Consider the following 17,312-nt stretch of genomic DNA (forward strand, 5'->3'; position numbering starts at 1 on the left):
CATCAGGCTTTGTCATCACCAGGCTCGGTACCGCCGAAACGACGCTCTCGATTAGCAAAGGCATGCAGCGCACCTTCAAAGTCTTGTTCATCGAAATCGGGCCAAAGAACATCCGTAAAGTAAAGTTCGGCATAGGCAATTTGCCAAAGCAAAAAGTTACTAATGCGATGCTCTCCCCCAGTCCTAATTACTAAATCCACAGGCGCCAGCTCATGCATACAGATTTGCTGGCCTAGTCTCTCTTCATCAATCTGATCGGGGCGCAGCACTCCAGCCTGCACCTGTTCCGCCAGTTGTCGGACTCCCTGGACAATATCCCAACGTCCGCCGTAATTCGCAGCGATATTCAGCGTTAGACCCGTATTATGGGCGGTAAGCGCTTCTGATTTGCGAATACGTTCTTGTAAACGTGAGTTAAATCGGCTGATATCGCCGATAATACGCAGGCGAACGTTATGGCGGTGCAGGCTTTTGACTTCGCTATCCAGCGCCCACACAAACAGCTCCATTAACGCGCTCACTTCCTGCGCCGGTCGGTTCCAGTTTTCACTACTAAAGGCATACAGCGTTAACGCATCAATACCGTTATTGGCAGCAAAAGAGACCGCTCGCCGGACGGACTTCGCCCCGGCTTTATGCCCAAAGGCCCGGATCTTCCCTTGCTTTTTCGCCCAGCGACCATTGCCATCCATAATTATGGCAACATGACGGCAGCCATGTGCTGGCAAATTTTCGCTTACTGGTTGAGTTGCAGACAACATAACGCGTTTTTTGTCCCTGAAAGGATTTAGCGGTACTCAGGAATACTGAAGCCTTTATACACATTCTCTTCGGTTCGCTTCGCGGATGACTGCGCGTCATCGCCCCTGTCGTGCGCTGTCTGCGCACGCCGGGAACGTATTCGCCTGCCGTCCCGATGCGTCCTGAATGATTTTGTGTATCCACAAAAAAGCCGTGTAAAACCACGGCTAACCTGACCGAAAAAAGCCAAAAACCTGCGATCAGGTGGCGCAGACTATATCACCGAAGCCCAACGCTAACAAATAGCACGATCTTCTGTCGCGGGATAATCGTCAGCGTGAGAGCCGTATCACTTGTTTTCTGGCTACTTCACGCGCGATGGCGTCAACCTGCAATACGTCCTCAACGCTTGCCGGTTCCTGTAAATCCATCCTCTCCAGCACCGCTAAATTGAGCCCGGCGATATCGGTAAAACGAATCTGTTGCGCCAGAAACGCGGCAACGGTGATTTCGTTTGCCGCATTGAGCGCCGTCGTTGCCGCCTGACCTTGCTCAAACGCCTCCATCGCCAGCTTCAGGCACGGATAACGCTGATAATCTGGCGCGCTAAACGTCAGCGCGCTGAGTTTGCAAAAATCAAGCGGCTGCGCGCCGGACGTGACGCGATTCGGCCATGCCATCGTATGCGCAATAGGCGTACGCATGTCAGGTTCTCCAAGCTGCGCCAGAACGCTGCCGTCCTGATAACGCACCATCGAATGAATGACCGATTGCGGATGGATCAACACTTCCATCTGACGTGCGCTGGCATTAAATAACCAACGCGCTTCAATGTATTCCAGACCTTTATTCATCATGGTGGCGGAGTCGACGGAGATTTTTCGCCCCATCGACCAGTTCGGATGACGACATGCCTGATCCGGCGTCATCGCTGCCAGATCGCACATTGGCGTTTCACGAAACGGGCCACCAGACCCGGTAAGCAAAATCGACGTTACGCCATTTTGCTCAAGGTCAGCGTATCCCAGATTATGCTGAATAGATTGCGGCAAACTCTGAAAAATCGCGTTATGTTCGCTATCGACGGGTAAAAGCCGGGCGTTGCTGCGTTTTACTTCGTCCATAAACAGCCGCCCGCAGGTCACCAGCGATTCTTTATTCGCCAGCAGAATCGTCTTCCCTGCGCGAATCGCCGCCAGGGTCGGCAGTAAACCAGCCGCGCCCACAATGGCCGCCATCACATGCCCGACCTCATCAAGCGCCGCCATCTCACAGGCAGCCTGCTGACCGCTCAGAACCTCGGTGCGGCTGCCATGCTGCTGAAGCATTATTTTGAGCTGTTCTGCGCTCGACGTATCGTCCATCACGGCATAACGCGGCGAGAACTCCAGGCACTGCTCCGCCATGCGGGCGACATTTTTACCCGCCACCAGCGCGATAACGCGGAAGCTATCAGGATTATGGCGCACCACGTCCAGTGTGCTGCAACCAATAGAGCCGGTCGAGCCCAGAATGGTTAATTGCTTCATGAAACGTCCAGAAGTGTTGAAACGGAATAAAAAGCAAAACGCCGCACAGGAGACCTGATAATGTCTTCTGCGCGGCGCTTTGTACACCACTCATCCGCCAGGTTTAGCGGTGGAATGAGTTTATATCTGCGTACAGATCAATCAGAACTGCATCAGTTCTGCTTCTTTATCTGCCAACGCCGCATCAACTTTCTTAATTGCCGCGTCGGTCATTTTCTGTACTTCTTCCTGAGAGCGACGATCGTCATCTTCACTGATCGCTTTATCTTTCAGCAGAGCTTTTACTTTATCGTTCGCATCACGGCGGACGTTACGAACGGCGACACGCGCCTGCTCCGCTTCGCCACGGACAATTTTCGTCAGATCTTTACGACGTTCTTCGGTCAGCGGCGGCAGCGGAACGCGAATATCGGTGCCCGCAGAGCTTGGATTCAAACCGAGGTCTGACGCCATGATCGCTTTTTCAACGGCTGGCCCCATAGAACGGTCAAACACGTTAATTTTTAAGGTACGGGAGTCTTCTACCGTTACGCTTGCCAACTGGCGCAGCGGGGTCGGAGTGCCATAGTATTCTACGACAATACCATCCAGCAGGCTGGGAGAAGCACGACCCGTGCGCACTTTGCTGATTTGGGTTTTGAACGCTTCAACGCATTTTTCCATGCGTACTTCAGCATCTTTTCTGATATCGCTAATCACGTTACGAATCCTTGAAAACTAGTCTCAGTCAGACCAGACGGTCACACAATACAAAGATGTGCTAAGTATAGTCTCGTTTAATTTCTGCCAGGTAATAAGACCCGTCAATAGAACAGAATCTTACCCGTATTTGGCGCTCACGGGAATTATTCCGTGATTAACGTCCCTTCTTTTTCGCCCATCACCACACGACGCAGCGCGCCTGGTTTGTTCATGTTGAAAACACGAATCGGCAGTTTGTGGTCACGAGCCAGCGTGAACGCCGCCAGATCCATCACTTTCAGCTCTTTATCCAGCACTTCGCTGTAAGTCAGCTGATCGTACATGGTCGCGGAAGGATCTTTTGCCGGATCGGCAGTGAATACGCCATCCACTTTGGTCGCTTTCAGTACGACATCCGCTTCAATTTCGATCCCGCGCAGACAGGCCGCAGAGTCGGTAGTGAAGAACGGGTTACCCGTACCTGCAGACAGAATCACAACACGGTTATTACGCAGCAGGCTAATCGCCTCGGCCCAACTGTAGTTGTCGCACACGCCGTTTAAAGGAATTGCCGACATCAGGCGGGCGTTCACATAGGCGCGGTGAAGCGCATCACGCATTGCCAGGCCGTTCATGACGGTGGCCAACATGCCCATGTGGTCGCCCACAACGCGGTTCATCCCCGCTTTTGCCAGACCCGCGCCACGGAACAGGTTACCACCGCCAATCACCACACCAACCTGAATACCCAGTTCAACCAGTTCTTTGATCTCCTGAGCCATACGATCCAGTATGCTTGCATCAATACCGAAGCCTTCCGTACCCTGCAGAGCTTCGCCGCTTAATTTAAGCAGAATGCGTTTATAGACGGGTTTTGCATTGGTAGCCATGTTTCTTTCCTGAGACTGTCAACGATTGATATGAGTTAATTCCGGCGACATTGTACGTCGCATTTCAGCGCAGACGCCAGGCGTCGGCTGATTTTACAAGAGAGGCGCAAAAAGAAGCCGCCCTCAGGCGGCTCCTCAGGAAAATCAGGACTGCTTAGACATCGCAGCAACTTCTGCTGCAAAGTCAGTCTCGACTTTCTCAATGCCTTCGCCCACTTCAAAGCGGATGAAGCCAGTCACGTCAGCGTTGTGCTCTTTCAGCAGTTGGCCAACAGATTTGCTCGGTTCCATGACGAAAGGCTGACCAGTCAGAGAAACTTCGCCGGTGAATTTCTTCATGCGGCCTTCAACCATTTTCTCTGCGATTTCTTTCGGCTTACCGGACTGCATCGCGATGTCCAGCTGTACCTGGTACTCTTTCTCTACCACGTCAGCAGACACGTCTTCCGGCTTAACGAATTCCGGCTTGCTTGCCGCAACGTGCATCGCCAGCTGTTTAACCAGCTCTTCGTCAGCGCCTTTAGCGGCAACCAGAACGCCGATGCGCGCACCGTGCTGGTAAGAACCCAGAACGTCGCCTTCCAGGGAAGCGACGCGACGAATGTTGATGTTCTCGCCGATTTTCGCTACCAGGGCAACGCGCTCTTCTTCGAACTGTGCTTTCAGAACTTCTACGTCAGTGATTTTGCCAGCAACAGCGGCGTCCAGCACTTTGTCAGCAAATGCCTGGAAGCCAGCATCTTTAGCCACGAAGTCAGTCTGGCAGTTAACTTCCAGAATGAAAGCGACGTTGCCGTCGATTTTGGTTTTGATTACGCCGTCAGCAGCCACGTTGCCTGCTTTTTTCGCCGCTTTGATAGCGCCGGACTTACGCATGTTTTCGATTGCCAGCTCAATGTCGCCATTCGCTTCAGTCAGCGCTTTTTTGCAATCCATCATGCCTGCGCCGGTACGCTCACGCAGCTCTTTTACCAGGGATGCGGTAATTTCAGCCATTCTAAAATCCTCGAAAGATTTGATCTGCCCGGCATCAAACCGCACAGATATAAAAGTGAAAAAGGGGGCCATATACAGGCCCCCTAACCAAACGTGATACTACCTGGTCTATAAGGGCTCTCCCCTTCATATTTCGAGCCGCAGGCGCGTTGCCTTCACTCGCTCATCCCGGTCACTTACTGATGTAAGCTCCCGGGAATTCTCGAGCTTGCCGCCTTCCTGCAACTCGAACTATTTTAGGGAGTTATCAAGCCTTATTACTCGGCTTCTACGAAGCTTTCTTCCGCCTGGGAAGCCAGATCCTGAGAACGGCCTTCACGAACGGTTGCAGCGACAGCGCCCAGGTACAGGCTAACAGCACGGATTGCGTCATCGTTACCCGGGATAACGAAGTCAACGCCGTCCGGATCAGAGTTGGTATCAACGATAGCAAATACCGGGATACCCAGGTTGTTCGCTTCTTTGATAGCAATGTGCTCGTGGTCAGCATCGATAACGAACAGAGCGTCCGGCAGACCGCCCATGTCTTTGATACCGCCCAGGCTGTTTTCCAGTTTCTCAAGCTCACGAGTACGCATCAGCGCTTCTTTCTTGGTCAGCTTTTCGAAAGTACCGTCCTGAGACTGAGTTTCCAGGTCTTTCAGACGTTTGATGGACTGACGAACTGTTTTCCAGTTAGTCAGCATACCGCCCAGCCAGCGATGGTTCACGAAGAACTGGTCGCAGCTGTTAGCAGCTTCTTTCACCGCTTCGCTTGCAGCGCGTTTAGTACCAACGAAAAGGATTTTACCTTTACGAGCAGAGATCTTGTTCAGTTCAGCCAGAGCTTCGTTGAACATCGGTACAGTTTTCTCAAGGTTGATGATGTGAACTTTGTTACGCGCGCCGAAGATGAAAGGCTTCATTTTCGGGTTCCAGTAACGGGTCTGGTGACCAAAGTGAACACCAGCCTTGAGCATGTCGCGCATGGAAACAGTTGCCATGATTTAAAACCTCTATAGATTAAGTTGGGGTTATGCCTCCACGTATCCCATATTACCGACCCCAAAGGGCACCCCGGAATATGTGCCGATACGTGTGTGTTGTTACACAAAGTGAGATTTGTCGCTCCCGTCCATCGTGTGTAGTCTTCGAATGGATCGGAAGTCCGGCGCGCTTTATACCACAAATACGCCACCGACACCAATAATTGTTGGCACTCAATGCTGAATTGAACGATGAATTTCGTGTTACAGGCAGGCGGCAAATTTTTGCATCCCCGGGAGCTTACGGCCAATAAGTGACTGGGGTGAAAAAATGTCGCCAACGCACCTGTGGCACGAAAGGCGAAGTTCAGAATGATTCTCAATTTGGCAGGGTACACCCCTGACTGATACCATTGTCAGCACTTACACAATTATTGCCGAAATCATCGGCACTGATGGACAGAATTCATGGCTATCTCTATCAAGACATCTGAAGACATCGAAAAAATGCGCGTCGCGGGCCGTCTGGCAGCCGAAGTGCTGGAAATGATCGAACCGTATATCAAACCGGGCGTCACCACCGGCGAACTGGACCGTATCTGTAACGATTACATCGTTAACGAACAACACGCGATCTCCGCCTGCCTCGGCTACCACGGCTATCCGAAATCCGTCTGTATCTCTATTAATGAAGTGGTGTGCCACGGCATTCCGGATGACGCTAAACATCTGAAAGATGGTGATATCGTCAACATCGACGTGACCGTGATTAAAGATGAATTCCACGGCGATACCTCGAAGATGTTTATCGTCGGCAAACCGACCATTCTGGGCGAGCGTCTGTGCCGCGTCACGCAAGAGAGCCTGTATCTGGGCATCAAAATGGTGAAACCGGGCATCCGCCTGCGCACCATTGGCGCCGCCATCCAGAAATATGCCGAAGGCGAAGGTTTCTCCGTGGTACGTGAATACTGCGGACACGGTATTGGTCGCGGCTTCCATGAAGAACCGCAGGTGCTGCATTATGATGCAGACGATGGCGGCGTCGTGTTGCAGCCTGGCATGACCTTTACCATTGAACCGATGCTGAACGCCGGGGATTACCGTATCCGCACCATGAAAGACGGCTGGACGGTAAAAACCAAAGACCGCAGCTTGTCTGCTCAGTACGAGCATACTATTGTGGTAACGGAAAACGGCTGTGAAATTCTGACGCTGCGTAAAGATGACACCATCCCGGCGATCATCACACACGACGAATAATGTTTTGCCTGATGGCGATGCCTTCGCATCTTATCAGGCCTACAAATTACACCTTTACTCAAAATCATTCGAGTTGCCTCAAGGCGGCAAGAGAGTGAATCTTCAGGAGCGTACATAAGTACGTGACTGGAGTGAACGAGCGCAGCCAACGTAGAAGCAACTTGAAGGATGAAGAGTAAATACGTAGGCCGGATAAGGCGTTCACGCCACCATCCGGCTTTTTAATGGGTGGCGCATATGAATACTCTTCCTGAACAGCACGCGAATACCGCACTCCCCACCCTCCCTGACCAGCCGCAAAACCCTGGCGTCTGGCCACGCGCTGAACTGACCGTCGCCGGTATCAAAGCCCGCATCGACATCTTTCAACACTGGCTGGGGGAGGCATTTGACAGCGGCATTTGTGCTGAACAGCTTATTGAAGCCCGAACCGAATTTATCGACCAGTTGTTGCAACGCCTGTGGATTGAGGCCGGTTTCGGTCAGATTGCCGATCTGGCGCTGGTCGCCGTCGGCGGCTATGGACGCGGCGAACTGCATCCGCTTTCCGATATTGATCTGCTCATTTTAAGCCGCAAAAAGCTGCCCGATGAACAGGCGCAAAAGGTCGGCGAACTGCTGACTTTATTATGGGACGTCAAGCTGGATGTCGGGCATAGCGTACGTACGCTGGAAGAGTGTCTGCTGGAAGGTCTGTCTGATTTAACCGTTGCGACAAACCTCATCGAAACGCGCCTGCTGATCGGTGATGTCGCTCTGTTTCTGGCACTACAAAAACATATTTTCAGCGAAGGTTTTTGGCCGTCCGACAAATTTTACGCCGCCAAAGTAGAAGAGCAGAACCAGCGCCACCAGCGCTATCACGGCACCAGCTATAATCTGGAGCCGGATATTAAAAGCAGCCCCGGCGGCCTGCGCGATATCCATACGTTACAGTGGGTCGCCCGACGTCACTTCGGCGCTACCTCGCTCGATGAGATGGTGGGATTCGGCTTTTTAACCCCGGCTGAGCGCGCGGAGCTCAACGAATGCCTGCATATCCTGTGGCGCATTCGCTTTGCGCTACATCTGGTGGTCAGCCGCTACGATAACCGCCTGCTGTTCGACCGCCAGTTAAGCGTCGCTCAACGCCTTAACTACAGCGGCGAGGGCAATGATCCGGTTGAGCGGATGATGAAAGACTACTTCCGGGTTACGCGCCGGGTGAGCGAACTTAATCAGATGCTGCTTCAGCTATTTGACGAGGCGATTCTGGCGCTGCCTGCGGATGAAAAACCGCGTCCTGTTGACGATGAGTTTCAACTGCGCGGCACGCTCATTGATCTGCGTGACGACACGCTGTTTATCCGCGAACCGCAAGCGATCCTGCGCATGTTTTATATGATGGTGCGCAATAGCGCGATCACCGGCATTTACTCTACGACGTTACGCCATTTGCGCCACGCCCGCCGCCACCTGAGCCAACCGCTGTGTTACATCCCGGAGGCGCGCACTCTGTTTCTTAGTATGCTACGCCATCCCGGCGCGGTCAGCCGCGGCCTGCTGCCCATGCATCGCCACAGCGTACTGTGGGCTTATATGCCGCAGTGGTCGCACATCGTCGGACAAATGCAGTTTGACCTGTTCCACGCATACACGGTGGATGAACACACTATCCGCGTAATGCTCAAACTGGAGAGCTTTGCAAAAGAAGAGACGCGCCAGCGCCATCCGCTATGCGTCGATCTCTGGCCGCGGCTTCCCCATCCGGAACTGATCCTGATCGCCGCGCTGTTCCACGATATTGCGAAAGGACGCGGCGGCGACCATTCGGTACTGGGCGCGCAGGATGTACTCACCTTCGCCGAACTGCACGGTTTGAACTCACGCGAAACGCAACTGGTCGCCTGGCTGGTGCGCCAACACCTGCTGATGTCAGTCACCGCCCAGCGCCGCGACATCCAGGATCCGGAAGTCATCAAGCAGTTCGCCGAAGAGGTGCAAACCGAAACACGGCTGCGTTTTCTGGTCTGCCTGACCGTCGCGGACATCTGCGCGACCAACGAAACCTTGTGGAATAGCTGGAAACAGAGCCTGCTGCGCGAGCTGTACTTCGCCACTGAAAAACAGCTCAGACGTGGAATGCAAAATACGCCGGATATGCGTGAGCGCGTGCGTCACCATCAGCTTCAGGCGCTGGCGCTGCTGCGAATGGACAATATTGATGAAGCCGCGCTGCACAAAATCTGGACCCGCTGTCGCGCTAACTATTTTGTTCGTCATAGTCCAAATCAGCTCGCCTGGCACGCACGCCATTTATTGCAGCACGATCTGCGCCAACCGTTAGTGTTGCTCAGTCCGCAGGCCACGCGCGGCGGAACCGAAATTTTTATCTGGAGTCCGGACAGACCCTATCTGTTTGCCGCCGTCTGCGCCGAGCTGGACAGGCGTAATTTAAGCGTCCATGACGCGCAGATCTTTACCACTCGCGACGGCATGGCAATGGATACGTTTATCGTTCTGGAACCAGACGGCAGCCCGCTGGCGGCGGATCGCCATGACGTTATTCGCACCGGTCTTGAACAAACCATTACGCAGCGTAGCTGGCAGCCGCCGCAGCCGCGTCGGCAACCGGCAAAGTTACGGCACTTTACGGTCGAAACGGAAGTCAATTTTCTGCCCACCCATACCGACAGAAAATCATTCATGGAATTGATCGCGCTCGATCAACCTGGTCTGCTGGCCAGGGTCGGACAAATTTTTGCCGATCTGGGAATTTCGCTTCATGGCGCCCGAATTACAACCATTGGTGAACGAGTAGAAGATTTATTCATAATCGCCACAGCGGATCGGCGCGCACTTAATAATGTGCTGCAACTTGAGGTGCAACAACGGTTGACAGCGGCCCTCAATCCAAACGATAAAGGGTAGTGTGTTTATTTATATGAAAGAGTTTAACAATGCAGCAGCTACAGAACGTTATTGAGACCGCTTTTGAGCGCCGCGCCGATATTACGCCGGCTAATGTAGATACCGTGACCCGAGAGGCGGTAAACCAGGTCATTTCTCTACTTGATTCCGGCGCGCTGCGTGTCGCAGAAAAAATCGACGGTCAGTGGGTCACTCACCAGTGGCTGAAGAAAGCGGTTCTGCTCTCTTTCCGTATTAACGATAACCAGGTTATCGACGGTGCGGAAAGCCGCTACTTCGATAAAGTCCCGATGAAATTCGCTGATTACGACGAAGCGCGTTTTCAGAAAGAAGGCTTCCGCGTCGTTCCGCCTGCGGCCGTTCGTCAGGGCGCATTTATCGCCCGCAACACCGTGCTGATGCCGTCTTACGTTAACATCGGCGCCTACGTTGACGAAGGCACCATGGTTGACACCTGGGCGACGGTGGGTTCCTGCGCGCAGATTGGTAAAAATGTTCACCTTTCCGGCGGCGTGGGTATCGGCGGCGTACTGGAGCCACTGCAGGCTAACCCGACCATCATTGAAGACAACTGCTTTATTGGCGCGCGTTCTGAAGTCGTGGAAGGCGTCATTGTCGAAGAAGGTTCCGTCATTTCCATGGGGGTATACCTCGGCCAGAGCACCAAAATCTACGATCGCGAAACCGGTGAAGTTCACTATGGCCGCGTACCGGCGGGCTCCGTGGTCGTTTCCGGCAACCTGCCGTCAAAAGACGGCAAGTACAGTTTGTACTGCGCGGTAATCGTGAAAAAAGTCGACGCCAAAACGCGTGGTAAAGTGGGCATTAACGAATTATTGCGCACTATTGATTAAGCGAGTGAAAAGTGGGGGCGACAGCCCCCTTTGCATTACGGCGAATGCGGTAACACGGTTTCCGGCGCAATCTTTGCCGCAAACGCCGAAGCCAGCGCAGTTAAAACGACATAACCGGCAACCAAAGTCCAACTGTTATCATAGACTGCGCTTAACGCTTTAGCGATAAACGGCGTGAATCCCCCTGCCACAACCGCCCCCAACTGAGCGCCAATTGATGAACCGCTGTAGCGTACAGGCGGATGAAACAGTCCGGCGAAAAAAGAAGGTTGCACAGCATTCAGTGAATTATGACCAATGTTAATAAGCAGAACGTAGCCCATTGTCATCAGTATGAGCGAACGGCTTTCCAGCAGCCAGAAAAAGGGAAAAGCCATTGCCGCGACAAAAAGCGCGCCGAAAATATACACCTGACGGCAGCCACGCCGATCCGACATGATGCCAAATAGTACGTGCATGGGATACGCCAGCAGACAGGTGAACATTACAATGTACAGAATAGTCAGGCTGGCAATCCCAAGCTGCGTCGTCGCCCAGGAAACCGCGAAGACGGTAGCAAGAAAAAAGGGAACGCTTTCCGCAAAACGCAGAATTATAATCAGCAAAATGCTGCGCCATTGTTCTCGTACTACTTTGACCACCGGCCTTTCTTCTCTTTGCTGCCTATGATTAATGGCCTGCTGCTTTTTAAACGCACGGAAGACAGGCGTCTCATCCAGACGATGACGCATATATAATCCAGGCAACACCAAAAGCGCACTGAGCAGAAAAGGAATACGCCATCCCCACGATAACAACGCCTCCTGCGGTAATTGGGTCACGACTATAAATACGCCTGTCGCCAATAATTGTCCCGTGAGTCCTCCTGTTTGCGATAGCGCGCTTAACCGCCCCCGGTGCTTTCCAGCAGCATATTCCACGACCATCAACATGGCGCCTCCCCATTCGCCTCCAACCATAAATCCCTGTAGAAAACGCAGAATAACCAGTAAAGCAGGCGCCAGCGCGCCAATACTGGCGTAAGAAGGCAGGCAACCGATGAGAAACGTGACCGCGCCCATCCCCCCTAACGTGATTAATAACGTGTTTTTACGCCCAAGCGTATCTCCCCTGTTGCCAAAAAATAGCGCGCCCAGCGGCCGGGAAATAAATCCCACGCCGAAACTGGCAAAAGAAGATAACGTTGCAGTCAATGGGCTGGCGCCAGGGAAAAAAAGCGGGCCAAATACCAGCGCGCTTGCCAGGCCGTATAATAGAAAATCATAATATTCAATGGAGTTTCCTATCCAGGCGGAAACCACCACCCGGCGAATAGTAGCATTATACGTTCCGGACATAGACTCCGCCTCTCAAGGTTATCGACCACTGCCTCCGGTCAATTTTCCACACTGACCTCAAACGCTTTCTCTATAAACGGAATATCGCGTTGAATTACTTAAGCTATCAATAACCGCCGCCCTTTTGCTCATGACGTTGCCGAGACGTCTTCTGCGATCAACCGCGCTTTTTTTGTATACACTGGTGGCGAAAAACCAATTTTTCGTTAATTATTCAAAAGTTATAGTGTGATGAAGGATACCGCTATGTATGACAATCTAAAAAGTCTGGGCATTACCAATCCTGAGGAAATCGATCGTTACAGCCTGCGGCAAGAAGCCAATAACGATATCCTGAAAATCTATTTTCAAAAGGATAGAGGTGAATTCTTTGCTAAAAGCGTGAAGTTTAAGTATCCACGCCAGCGTAAAACGGTGGTGGCCGATGGCATCGGTCAGGGTTATAAAGAAGTACAGGAGATTAGCCCTAACCTACGCTATGTGATTGACGAGCTGGACCAAATCTGCCAGCGCGACCGCTCAGAACTCGATCTCAAACGTAAGATCCTCGACGACTTGCGCCATCTGGAAAGCGTCGTCGCGAATAAGATCAGTGAAATCGAAGCCGATCTGGACAAGCTTACCCGCAAGTAAGCTGTGTGTTGCCGGATGGCGACGTGTTACGCCTTATCCGGCCTACAGATATATCCCGGTAGGCCTGATAAGCGTAGCGCCGCCGGGCTTAACGCTGTTCATCCAGTTGTAGCGCCACATACAGCAACAGCCGATCGTCAAAATTTCCCAAATCCAGCCCGGTCAGTTCCGAAATACGATTTAGCCGATATTCCAGCGTGTTACGATGAATAAACAGCGCCTTAGAGGTCGCCAGCGGCTGGACATTATGGCGAAACCACGCCGTCAGCGTCCGACGTAATAACCCGTTGTTATCCATCGCTTTGAGTTTTACCAGCGGGCGCGCCAGCTCATTGGCCTGCCAGCCGCCACGCAGGCTATCTAACAGAACCGGCAGCATCAAATCCTGATAAAAATAGCTGCGGCTTTCTGGCATCCGCTGTTTGCCGACCATCATCGTAGTGCGCGCCGTGCGGTATGAGCGTGCAATACTGCCCGGCCCGGTAAAGTAATTGCCCAGCGCTACGCGAAAACGTAGCTGACCATTCTCTTTCATTCGCGAGATAAGCTGCTCTACGCGCTTACGATGATCTTCAGCATCCCAGCGACCAAACGAGTTTAAGGCGGGTTTGAGCACCACCATCTCGGTGAGAGAAACAATGGCTATCAGGTTGTTACGCTCCGGCGTGGTAAGCGCATTCTGCAACTGCTGAAGTTCCGCCATTGCGCTATCGACGCCAAGCTGGCCGCTGTCGACTTCCACCACCGCCGCCACACGCGGCTGGTTCAAATCGATCCCCAAACGCTGCGCCCATTCCACCAGCGCCGGCGTATTTTCTTCGGCCTGAATCAGGTTCATTACCAGCTCTTCACGCAAGCGGCTATCCTGCGCCAAAAGGTGCATTAACCGCGACTGTTCCAGCATCATTTCGGCAGTCATACACACCAGTTCGCCATATTTACGCAGGTGCTCTGGTTCGCCGGTGAGGCCGATCACGCCGACAATTTCGCCCTCAAGGCGTAAGGGAAGATTAATCCCCTGACGCACCCCGTGCAGGTGTCGCGCCACGGCGTCGTCGATATCCACAACCCGGCCCTGCGACAGCACTAACAGCGCGCCTTCGTGCAATTCACCAATACGTTCCCGATCGCCGCTGCCGATAATACGCCCGCGGGCATCCATTACGTTGATATTGGTATCAATGATGCGCATAGTGCGCGCCACGATATCCTGCGCCATTTTGGTATCAAGATGCCAGCCAGCCATAAATCCCTCCTGTGAGCAGAGCACAAGCATAAGGAAGATGACAGGTCTCGACATTGTGCAAATGCACAAAACGGTGCAAATAAGTATGGAGTTGTGGGGGGTTTCACAGAAAAGTGTTGCCCCCTTCCATGGAGGAAGGGGGACAAAGGTGATTACTGCATCAGCAAATAAATAGAACTATCACCACGCTGAATATTCAGCGCCAGAACCGACGGTTTGCTGTCGAGAATCTTACGCAGCTCGGCGATATTTTTCACCGGCTGCTGGTTAGCGCCGATAATCACATCACCTTTTTTGAGGCCAATTTGCGCGGCGGGTGAATTCGCTTTCACGCTGCTCACCACAACGCCTTTATCCTGGCCTTTATTGCTCATTTCAGCGCCTTCAATCCCGCTGAAGATGGTGCTGGAATCAACCTGACTCTGGCTGCTCTGCTGCAGTTCCAGATTAACCGTAATCGCTTTACCTTCACGCAGCAGACCGAGGCTGATTTTGCTGCCGACCGGCATAGTGCCGACCTGAGCGCGCAGCGCCGCAAAGCTGCTGATCGGTTTACCGTTCAGCGAGGTAATGACATCCCCGGCTTTGATACCCGCTTTCGCCGCGGACGAATTCGGCATCACCTGGCTGACGAACGCGCCACGCTGGGCGTCGACTTTCATCGCTTTCGCCAATTCGGAATTCAGCTCAGTCCCCATGATCCCCAGTTCGCCGCGTTTCACCTGGCCGTATTCCACCATCTGCGACGTCAGGTTTTTCACCATGTTACTGGGGATAGCGAAGCCGATACCGATGTTGCCGCCGTCCGGCGCCAGAATCGCGGTGTTAATACCGATCAGCTCACCGTTCAGGTTCACCAGCGCGCCGCCGGAGTTACCGCGGTTAATCGCGGCGTCGGTCTGAATAAAGTTCTCGTAATTTTCTACGTTCAGGCCGCTACGCCCCAGCGCCGAAACGATACCTGACGTCACCGTTTCGCCCAGACCAAACGGGTTACCAATAGCGACGGTATAATCCCCCACGCGCAGCGCGTCGGAGTCCGCCAGCTTAATCGCCGTCAGGTTCTTCGGATTCTGAATTTGAATCAGCGCGATATCAGAACGCGGATCTTTGCCCACCACTTTAGCATCGAATTTACGCCCATCGCTAAGCTGTACTTTAATCACGCTGGCGTTATCAACCACGTGGTTGTTGGTGACGACGTAGCCCTTCGCGGCGTCAATAATTACGCCGGAGCCCAGCGCCATGAATTTCTGTTGTTGACCGCCGTTGCCGCCGTTACCGCCGCCCTGGCAGAAGGGAGAATTCTGGAACGGAGAACCGTCCTGGCAGAACGGGGAGTCATCGCCAAAGAACTGCTGGAAATTACGCGGCATACGCGGCGTATTCACCGTGGTGCTACCTTCTACATTAATACTGACCACCGATGGCATCACTTTTTCGAGCATCGGTGCCAGGCTTGGCATCTGCTGGGCAGTCATTGCTGAAGAGGACGTTTCAGCCGCCGTGGCAGACAGAGGCGACAATGCCAAACCTAAACTCAGAGCCAGTGCACTCATTGCTAATGTGGTTTTTTTCATGTGTTTCAATCTCGATTAACAGGTAACGCAAAATTGCTGTGTACGTCAGATTCATTTTATAACGCGAAGTTCCGGAATAAAGTTTCTGGAAAAAGTAAAAATTTATTGTCCATCTTTACAAAAGTCCATTTACTGTTCGACCGCCATCAAACGCCGATATTCATCCCATGCGTAAAGGTCAGTCATCCCGCTGATATAATCCTGAATCAACCGACAGCGATAATAATATTCCAGTACCGGGTACTCCGCCGAATCCGTGGGTAATTTACTGACGACTTCCACGTAGGCCAAACGATGGCGCGTAGAAAGTTTCTGAAATAAGCGCGATTCTATGGGGAAGCGTTTCAACCGTTCTTTTTCCACCAGCTCGCGAAAGTCGTTAAGCGACAGGCTTAATAGCGGCTGATAGATATCTAATAACCCGCTGATCACCCGGTATCCCTGTAGTTCAAGCTGTTCTACATCCGGATGGCTAAACACATGTTCAACCGCCACATTCTTATAGAGTTCAAGCAGGCGGCTAAAACCGCTGGCATCTTCCAGCAACGCCTGATTGAAGGTACCGGCAAAAATCTGCGGCAAATTATCAATAAAACGCTGAGCGGCATAGGGCACCAGTTTATTTAATGTATTTACCCGTAAATACATAAAAAACTGATCTTCGGTACTGCGGCTTAATGTATTGGCGCGTGATTTTTCCCACGCATTTCCTACCACCAGCTCAAACAGCGAATCCTTCTCATGGTGGCCCCACGCGTGATATAAATGGTGATAAAGCTGCTCAACGCTAAAGATTCTTTTCTCTACCGCGTCTTCAAGATCGGCGACACAATAAGAAATATCATCTGCGGCTTCCATAATCCACGTTAATGGAAAGCGACTGTAAGGCGCTAACTGCAGTTCTTTACGTAACCTCGCAATATACTTCTCTTCAGAAAGATAATAGCCCGGTTTCTTCATTAAATAGCGATGGGAATCCGGCACCGGCCCTCGCCACCATGCCGGACGGGTATATTTTAAAATTCCGCCAACCTGCGCCCAGGTAAGATTCATCCGCATGAGCGTATGCACCAGACGAATTCCCTGTGCATTGCCTTCAAAATGGCAGATATCCTGACGTACCTTGCGGCGAATATCGTTCAGATTTTCTTCGCCTTCCTGTAGCCGTAGCGAGGAAACCACACAGCGATCATGCGTGAGCGGCTGACTTTCCGCATCTTCCGGATGCAGCCGCTGACGAAACCAGTCATTGATCGCCGCCTCGCCAAAATGACCGAACGGCGGATTACCGATGTCGTGCATCAGGCAGGCCATTTCCACAATACTTTCAAAGGGACCGGTCAGCGCATCCAGACCGTACTCCTCCAGCCGGTTTTGCTCTTTCAGACGGCTTAAAATCTCTTTCGCGATATAACGCCCTACCTGCTGCACCTCCATCGAATGCGTCAGGCGAGTACGCACCGCGGCATTGCGCTCCAGCGGGAAAACCTGCGTTTTTTGCTGCAAACGGCGTATAGCCGGAGAGTTGATAATCCGCCCGCGATCGCTTTCAAAAATCCGCAGGATCTCATGTTCCGTCTTTACGCCCTGCGGTGAACGATAACGACGATGCCAGTTAATTTTATTTCGGAAATCGATCGATGCCATATCCTCTCCCCGCCTGAGAAATGCGCTTCCCCATAAGCGC

General features: G+C 52.5%; 14 protein-coding genes. 4 read left to right on the forward strand and 10 right to left on the reverse strand.

The genetic code is table 11. From position 1 onward, the window contains the following. Positions 1-2 precede the first annotated feature (2 nt). The 6 genes from ispU to rpsB all read right to left on the reverse strand — a co-directional run bounded on the left by ispU (position 3) and on the right by rpsB (position 5,820). On the reverse strand, positions 3-761 hold the full coding sequence (gene ispU, locus EOS98_RS18100; protein ID WP_000947413.1) for a (2E,6E)-farnesyl-diphosphate-specific ditrans,polycis-undecaprenyl-diphosphate synthase: 759 nt from the start codon (positions 759-761) through the stop codon (positions 3-5). Between the two features lie 312 nt (positions 762-1,073). Continuing rightward, positions 1,074-2,270 carry a 1-deoxy-D-xylulose-5-phosphate reductoisomerase gene (ispC, locus tag EOS98_RS18105; protein WP_000811905.1) on the reverse strand — a complete coding sequence of 399 codons (1,197 nt, stop codon included), beginning with the start codon at positions 2,268-2,270 and terminating at the stop codon, positions 1,074-1,076. A 141-nt stretch (positions 2,271-2,411) separates the two neighbouring features. Further along, positions 2,412-2,969, reverse strand: coding sequence for a ribosome recycling factor (gene frr, locus EOS98_RS18110; protein ID WP_000622423.1), 558 nt, complete (start codon positions 2,967-2,969; stop codon positions 2,412-2,414). A 146-nt stretch (positions 2,970-3,115) separates the two neighbouring features. Further along, positions 3,116-3,841, reverse strand: coding sequence for a UMP kinase (gene pyrH, locus EOS98_RS18115; RefSeq protein WP_000224567.1), 726 nt, complete (start codon positions 3,839-3,841; stop codon positions 3,116-3,118). Positions 3,842-3,985: 144 nt separating this feature from the next. Continuing rightward, a complete protein-coding gene (tsf, locus tag EOS98_RS18120; RefSeq protein ID WP_000808106.1) occupies positions 3,986-4,837 on the reverse strand; it encodes a translation elongation factor Ts in 852 nt (283 codons plus the stop codon). Positions 4,838-5,094: 257 nt separating this feature from the next. Then, complete coding sequence (gene rpsB, locus EOS98_RS18125; protein ID WP_000246886.1) at positions 5,095-5,820, reverse strand: 30S ribosomal protein S2; 726 nt, start codon at positions 5,818-5,820, stop codon at positions 5,095-5,097. 450 nt (positions 5,821-6,270) lie between these two features. Between rpsB and map the strand changes: the two genes are divergently transcribed. The 3 genes from map (at position 6,271) to dapD (ending at position 10,829) form a co-directional block, all read left to right on the forward strand. Continuing rightward, a complete protein-coding gene (gene map / locus EOS98_RS18130) occupies positions 6,271-7,065 on the forward strand; it encodes a type I methionyl aminopeptidase (RefSeq protein WP_001018214.1) in 795 nt (264 codons plus the stop codon). A gap of 237 nt (positions 7,066-7,302) precedes the next feature. Next, on the forward strand, positions 7,303-9,975 hold the full coding sequence (gene glnD, locus EOS98_RS18135; RefSeq protein WP_001094519.1) for a bifunctional uridylyltransferase/uridylyl-removing protein GlnD: 2,673 nt from the start codon (positions 7,303-7,305) through the stop codon (positions 9,973-9,975). Positions 9,976-10,004: 29 nt separating this feature from the next. Further along, positions 10,005-10,829, forward strand: coding sequence for a 2,3,4,5-tetrahydropyridine-2,6-dicarboxylate N-succinyltransferase (dapD, locus tag EOS98_RS18140; protein WP_001186673.1), 825 nt, complete (start codon positions 10,005-10,007; stop codon positions 10,827-10,829). A 35-nt stretch (positions 10,830-10,864) separates the two neighbouring features. On the opposite strand, the gene EOS98_RS18145 is transcribed toward dapD, so the two are convergent. Beyond that, positions 10,865-12,166, reverse strand: a complete 1,302-nt coding sequence (locus tag EOS98_RS18145; RefSeq protein WP_000017195.1) for an MFS transporter — start codon at positions 12,164-12,166, stop codon at positions 10,865-10,867. Positions 12,167-12,412: 246 nt separating this feature from the next. Between EOS98_RS18145 and EOS98_RS18150 the strand changes: the two genes are divergently transcribed. Next, positions 12,413-12,799, forward strand: coding sequence for a DUF3461 family protein (locus tag EOS98_RS18150; protein WP_000272193.1), 387 nt, complete (start codon positions 12,413-12,415; stop codon positions 12,797-12,799). An 88-nt stretch (positions 12,800-12,887) separates the two neighbouring features. Here EOS98_RS18150 and cdaR read toward each other — a convergent pair whose 3' ends face one another. The 3 genes from cdaR to dgt all read right to left on the reverse strand — a co-directional run bounded on the left by cdaR (position 12,888) and on the right by dgt (position 17,272). Continuing rightward, complete coding sequence (cdaR, locus tag EOS98_RS18155; RefSeq protein ID WP_000929420.1) at positions 12,888-14,045, reverse strand: DNA-binding transcriptional regulator CdaR; 1,158 nt, start codon at positions 14,043-14,045, stop codon at positions 12,888-12,890. Positions 14,046-14,197: 152 nt separating this feature from the next. Further along, a complete protein-coding gene (gene degP, locus EOS98_RS18160; protein WP_000753958.1) occupies positions 14,198-15,625 on the reverse strand; it encodes a serine endoprotease DegP in 1,428 nt (475 codons plus the stop codon). 129 nt (positions 15,626-15,754) lie between these two features. Next, entirely contained in the window at positions 15,755-17,272 is a 1,518-nt protein-coding gene (dgt, locus tag EOS98_RS18165) for a dGTPase (protein ID WP_000146450.1), read from the reverse strand. Positions 17,273-17,312: the final 40 nt, after the last annotated feature.

This window comes from Salmonella sp. SSDFZ69 (assembly GCF_004010755.1).
GTDB classification, from domain to species: domain Bacteria; phylum Pseudomonadota; class Gammaproteobacteria; order Enterobacterales; family Enterobacteriaceae; genus Salmonella; species Salmonella enterica.

Coding starts and splice junctions, on each gene's coding strand:
- ispU (WP_000947413.1), bottom strand. CDS start 761: ATGTTGTCTGCAACTCAACCAGTAAGCGAAAATTTGCCAGCACATGGC.
- ispC (WP_000811905.1), bottom strand. CDS start 2,270: ATGAAGCAATTAACCATTCTGGGCTCGACCGGCTCTATTGGTTGCAGC.
- pyrH (WP_000224567.1), bottom strand. CDS start 3,841: ATGGCTACCAATGCAAAACCCGTCTATAAACGCATTCTGCTTAAATTA.
- tsf (WP_000808106.1), bottom strand. CDS start 4,837: ATGGCTGAAATTACCGCATCCCTGGTAAAAGAGCTGCGTGAGCGTACC.
- rpsB (WP_000246886.1), bottom strand. CDS start 5,820: ATGGCAACTGTTTCCATGCGCGACATGCTCAAGGCTGGTGTTCACTTT.
- map (WP_001018214.1), top strand. CDS start 6,271: ATGGCTATCTCTATCAAGACATCTGAAGACATCGAAAAAATGCGCGTC.
- glnD (WP_001094519.1), top strand. CDS start 7,303: ATGAATACTCTTCCTGAACAGCACGCGAATACCGCACTCCCCACCCTC.
- dapD (WP_001186673.1), top strand. CDS start 10,005: ATGCAGCAGCTACAGAACGTTATTGAGACCGCTTTTGAGCGCCGCGCC.
- EOS98_RS18145 (WP_000017195.1), bottom strand. CDS start 12,166: ATGTCCGGAACGTATAATGCTACTATTCGCCGGGTGGTGGTTTCCGCC.
- EOS98_RS18150 (WP_000272193.1), top strand. CDS start 12,413: ATGTATGACAATCTAAAAAGTCTGGGCATTACCAATCCTGAGGAAATC.
- cdaR (WP_000929420.1), bottom strand. CDS start 14,045: ATGGCTGGCTGGCATCTTGATACCAAAATGGCGCAGGATATCGTGGCG.
- degP (WP_000753958.1), bottom strand. CDS start 15,625: ATGAAAAAAACCACATTAGCAATGAGTGCACTGGCTCTGAGTTTAGGT.
- dgt (WP_000146450.1), bottom strand. CDS start 17,272: ATGGCATCGATCGATTTCCGAAATAAAATTAACTGGCATCGTCGTTAT.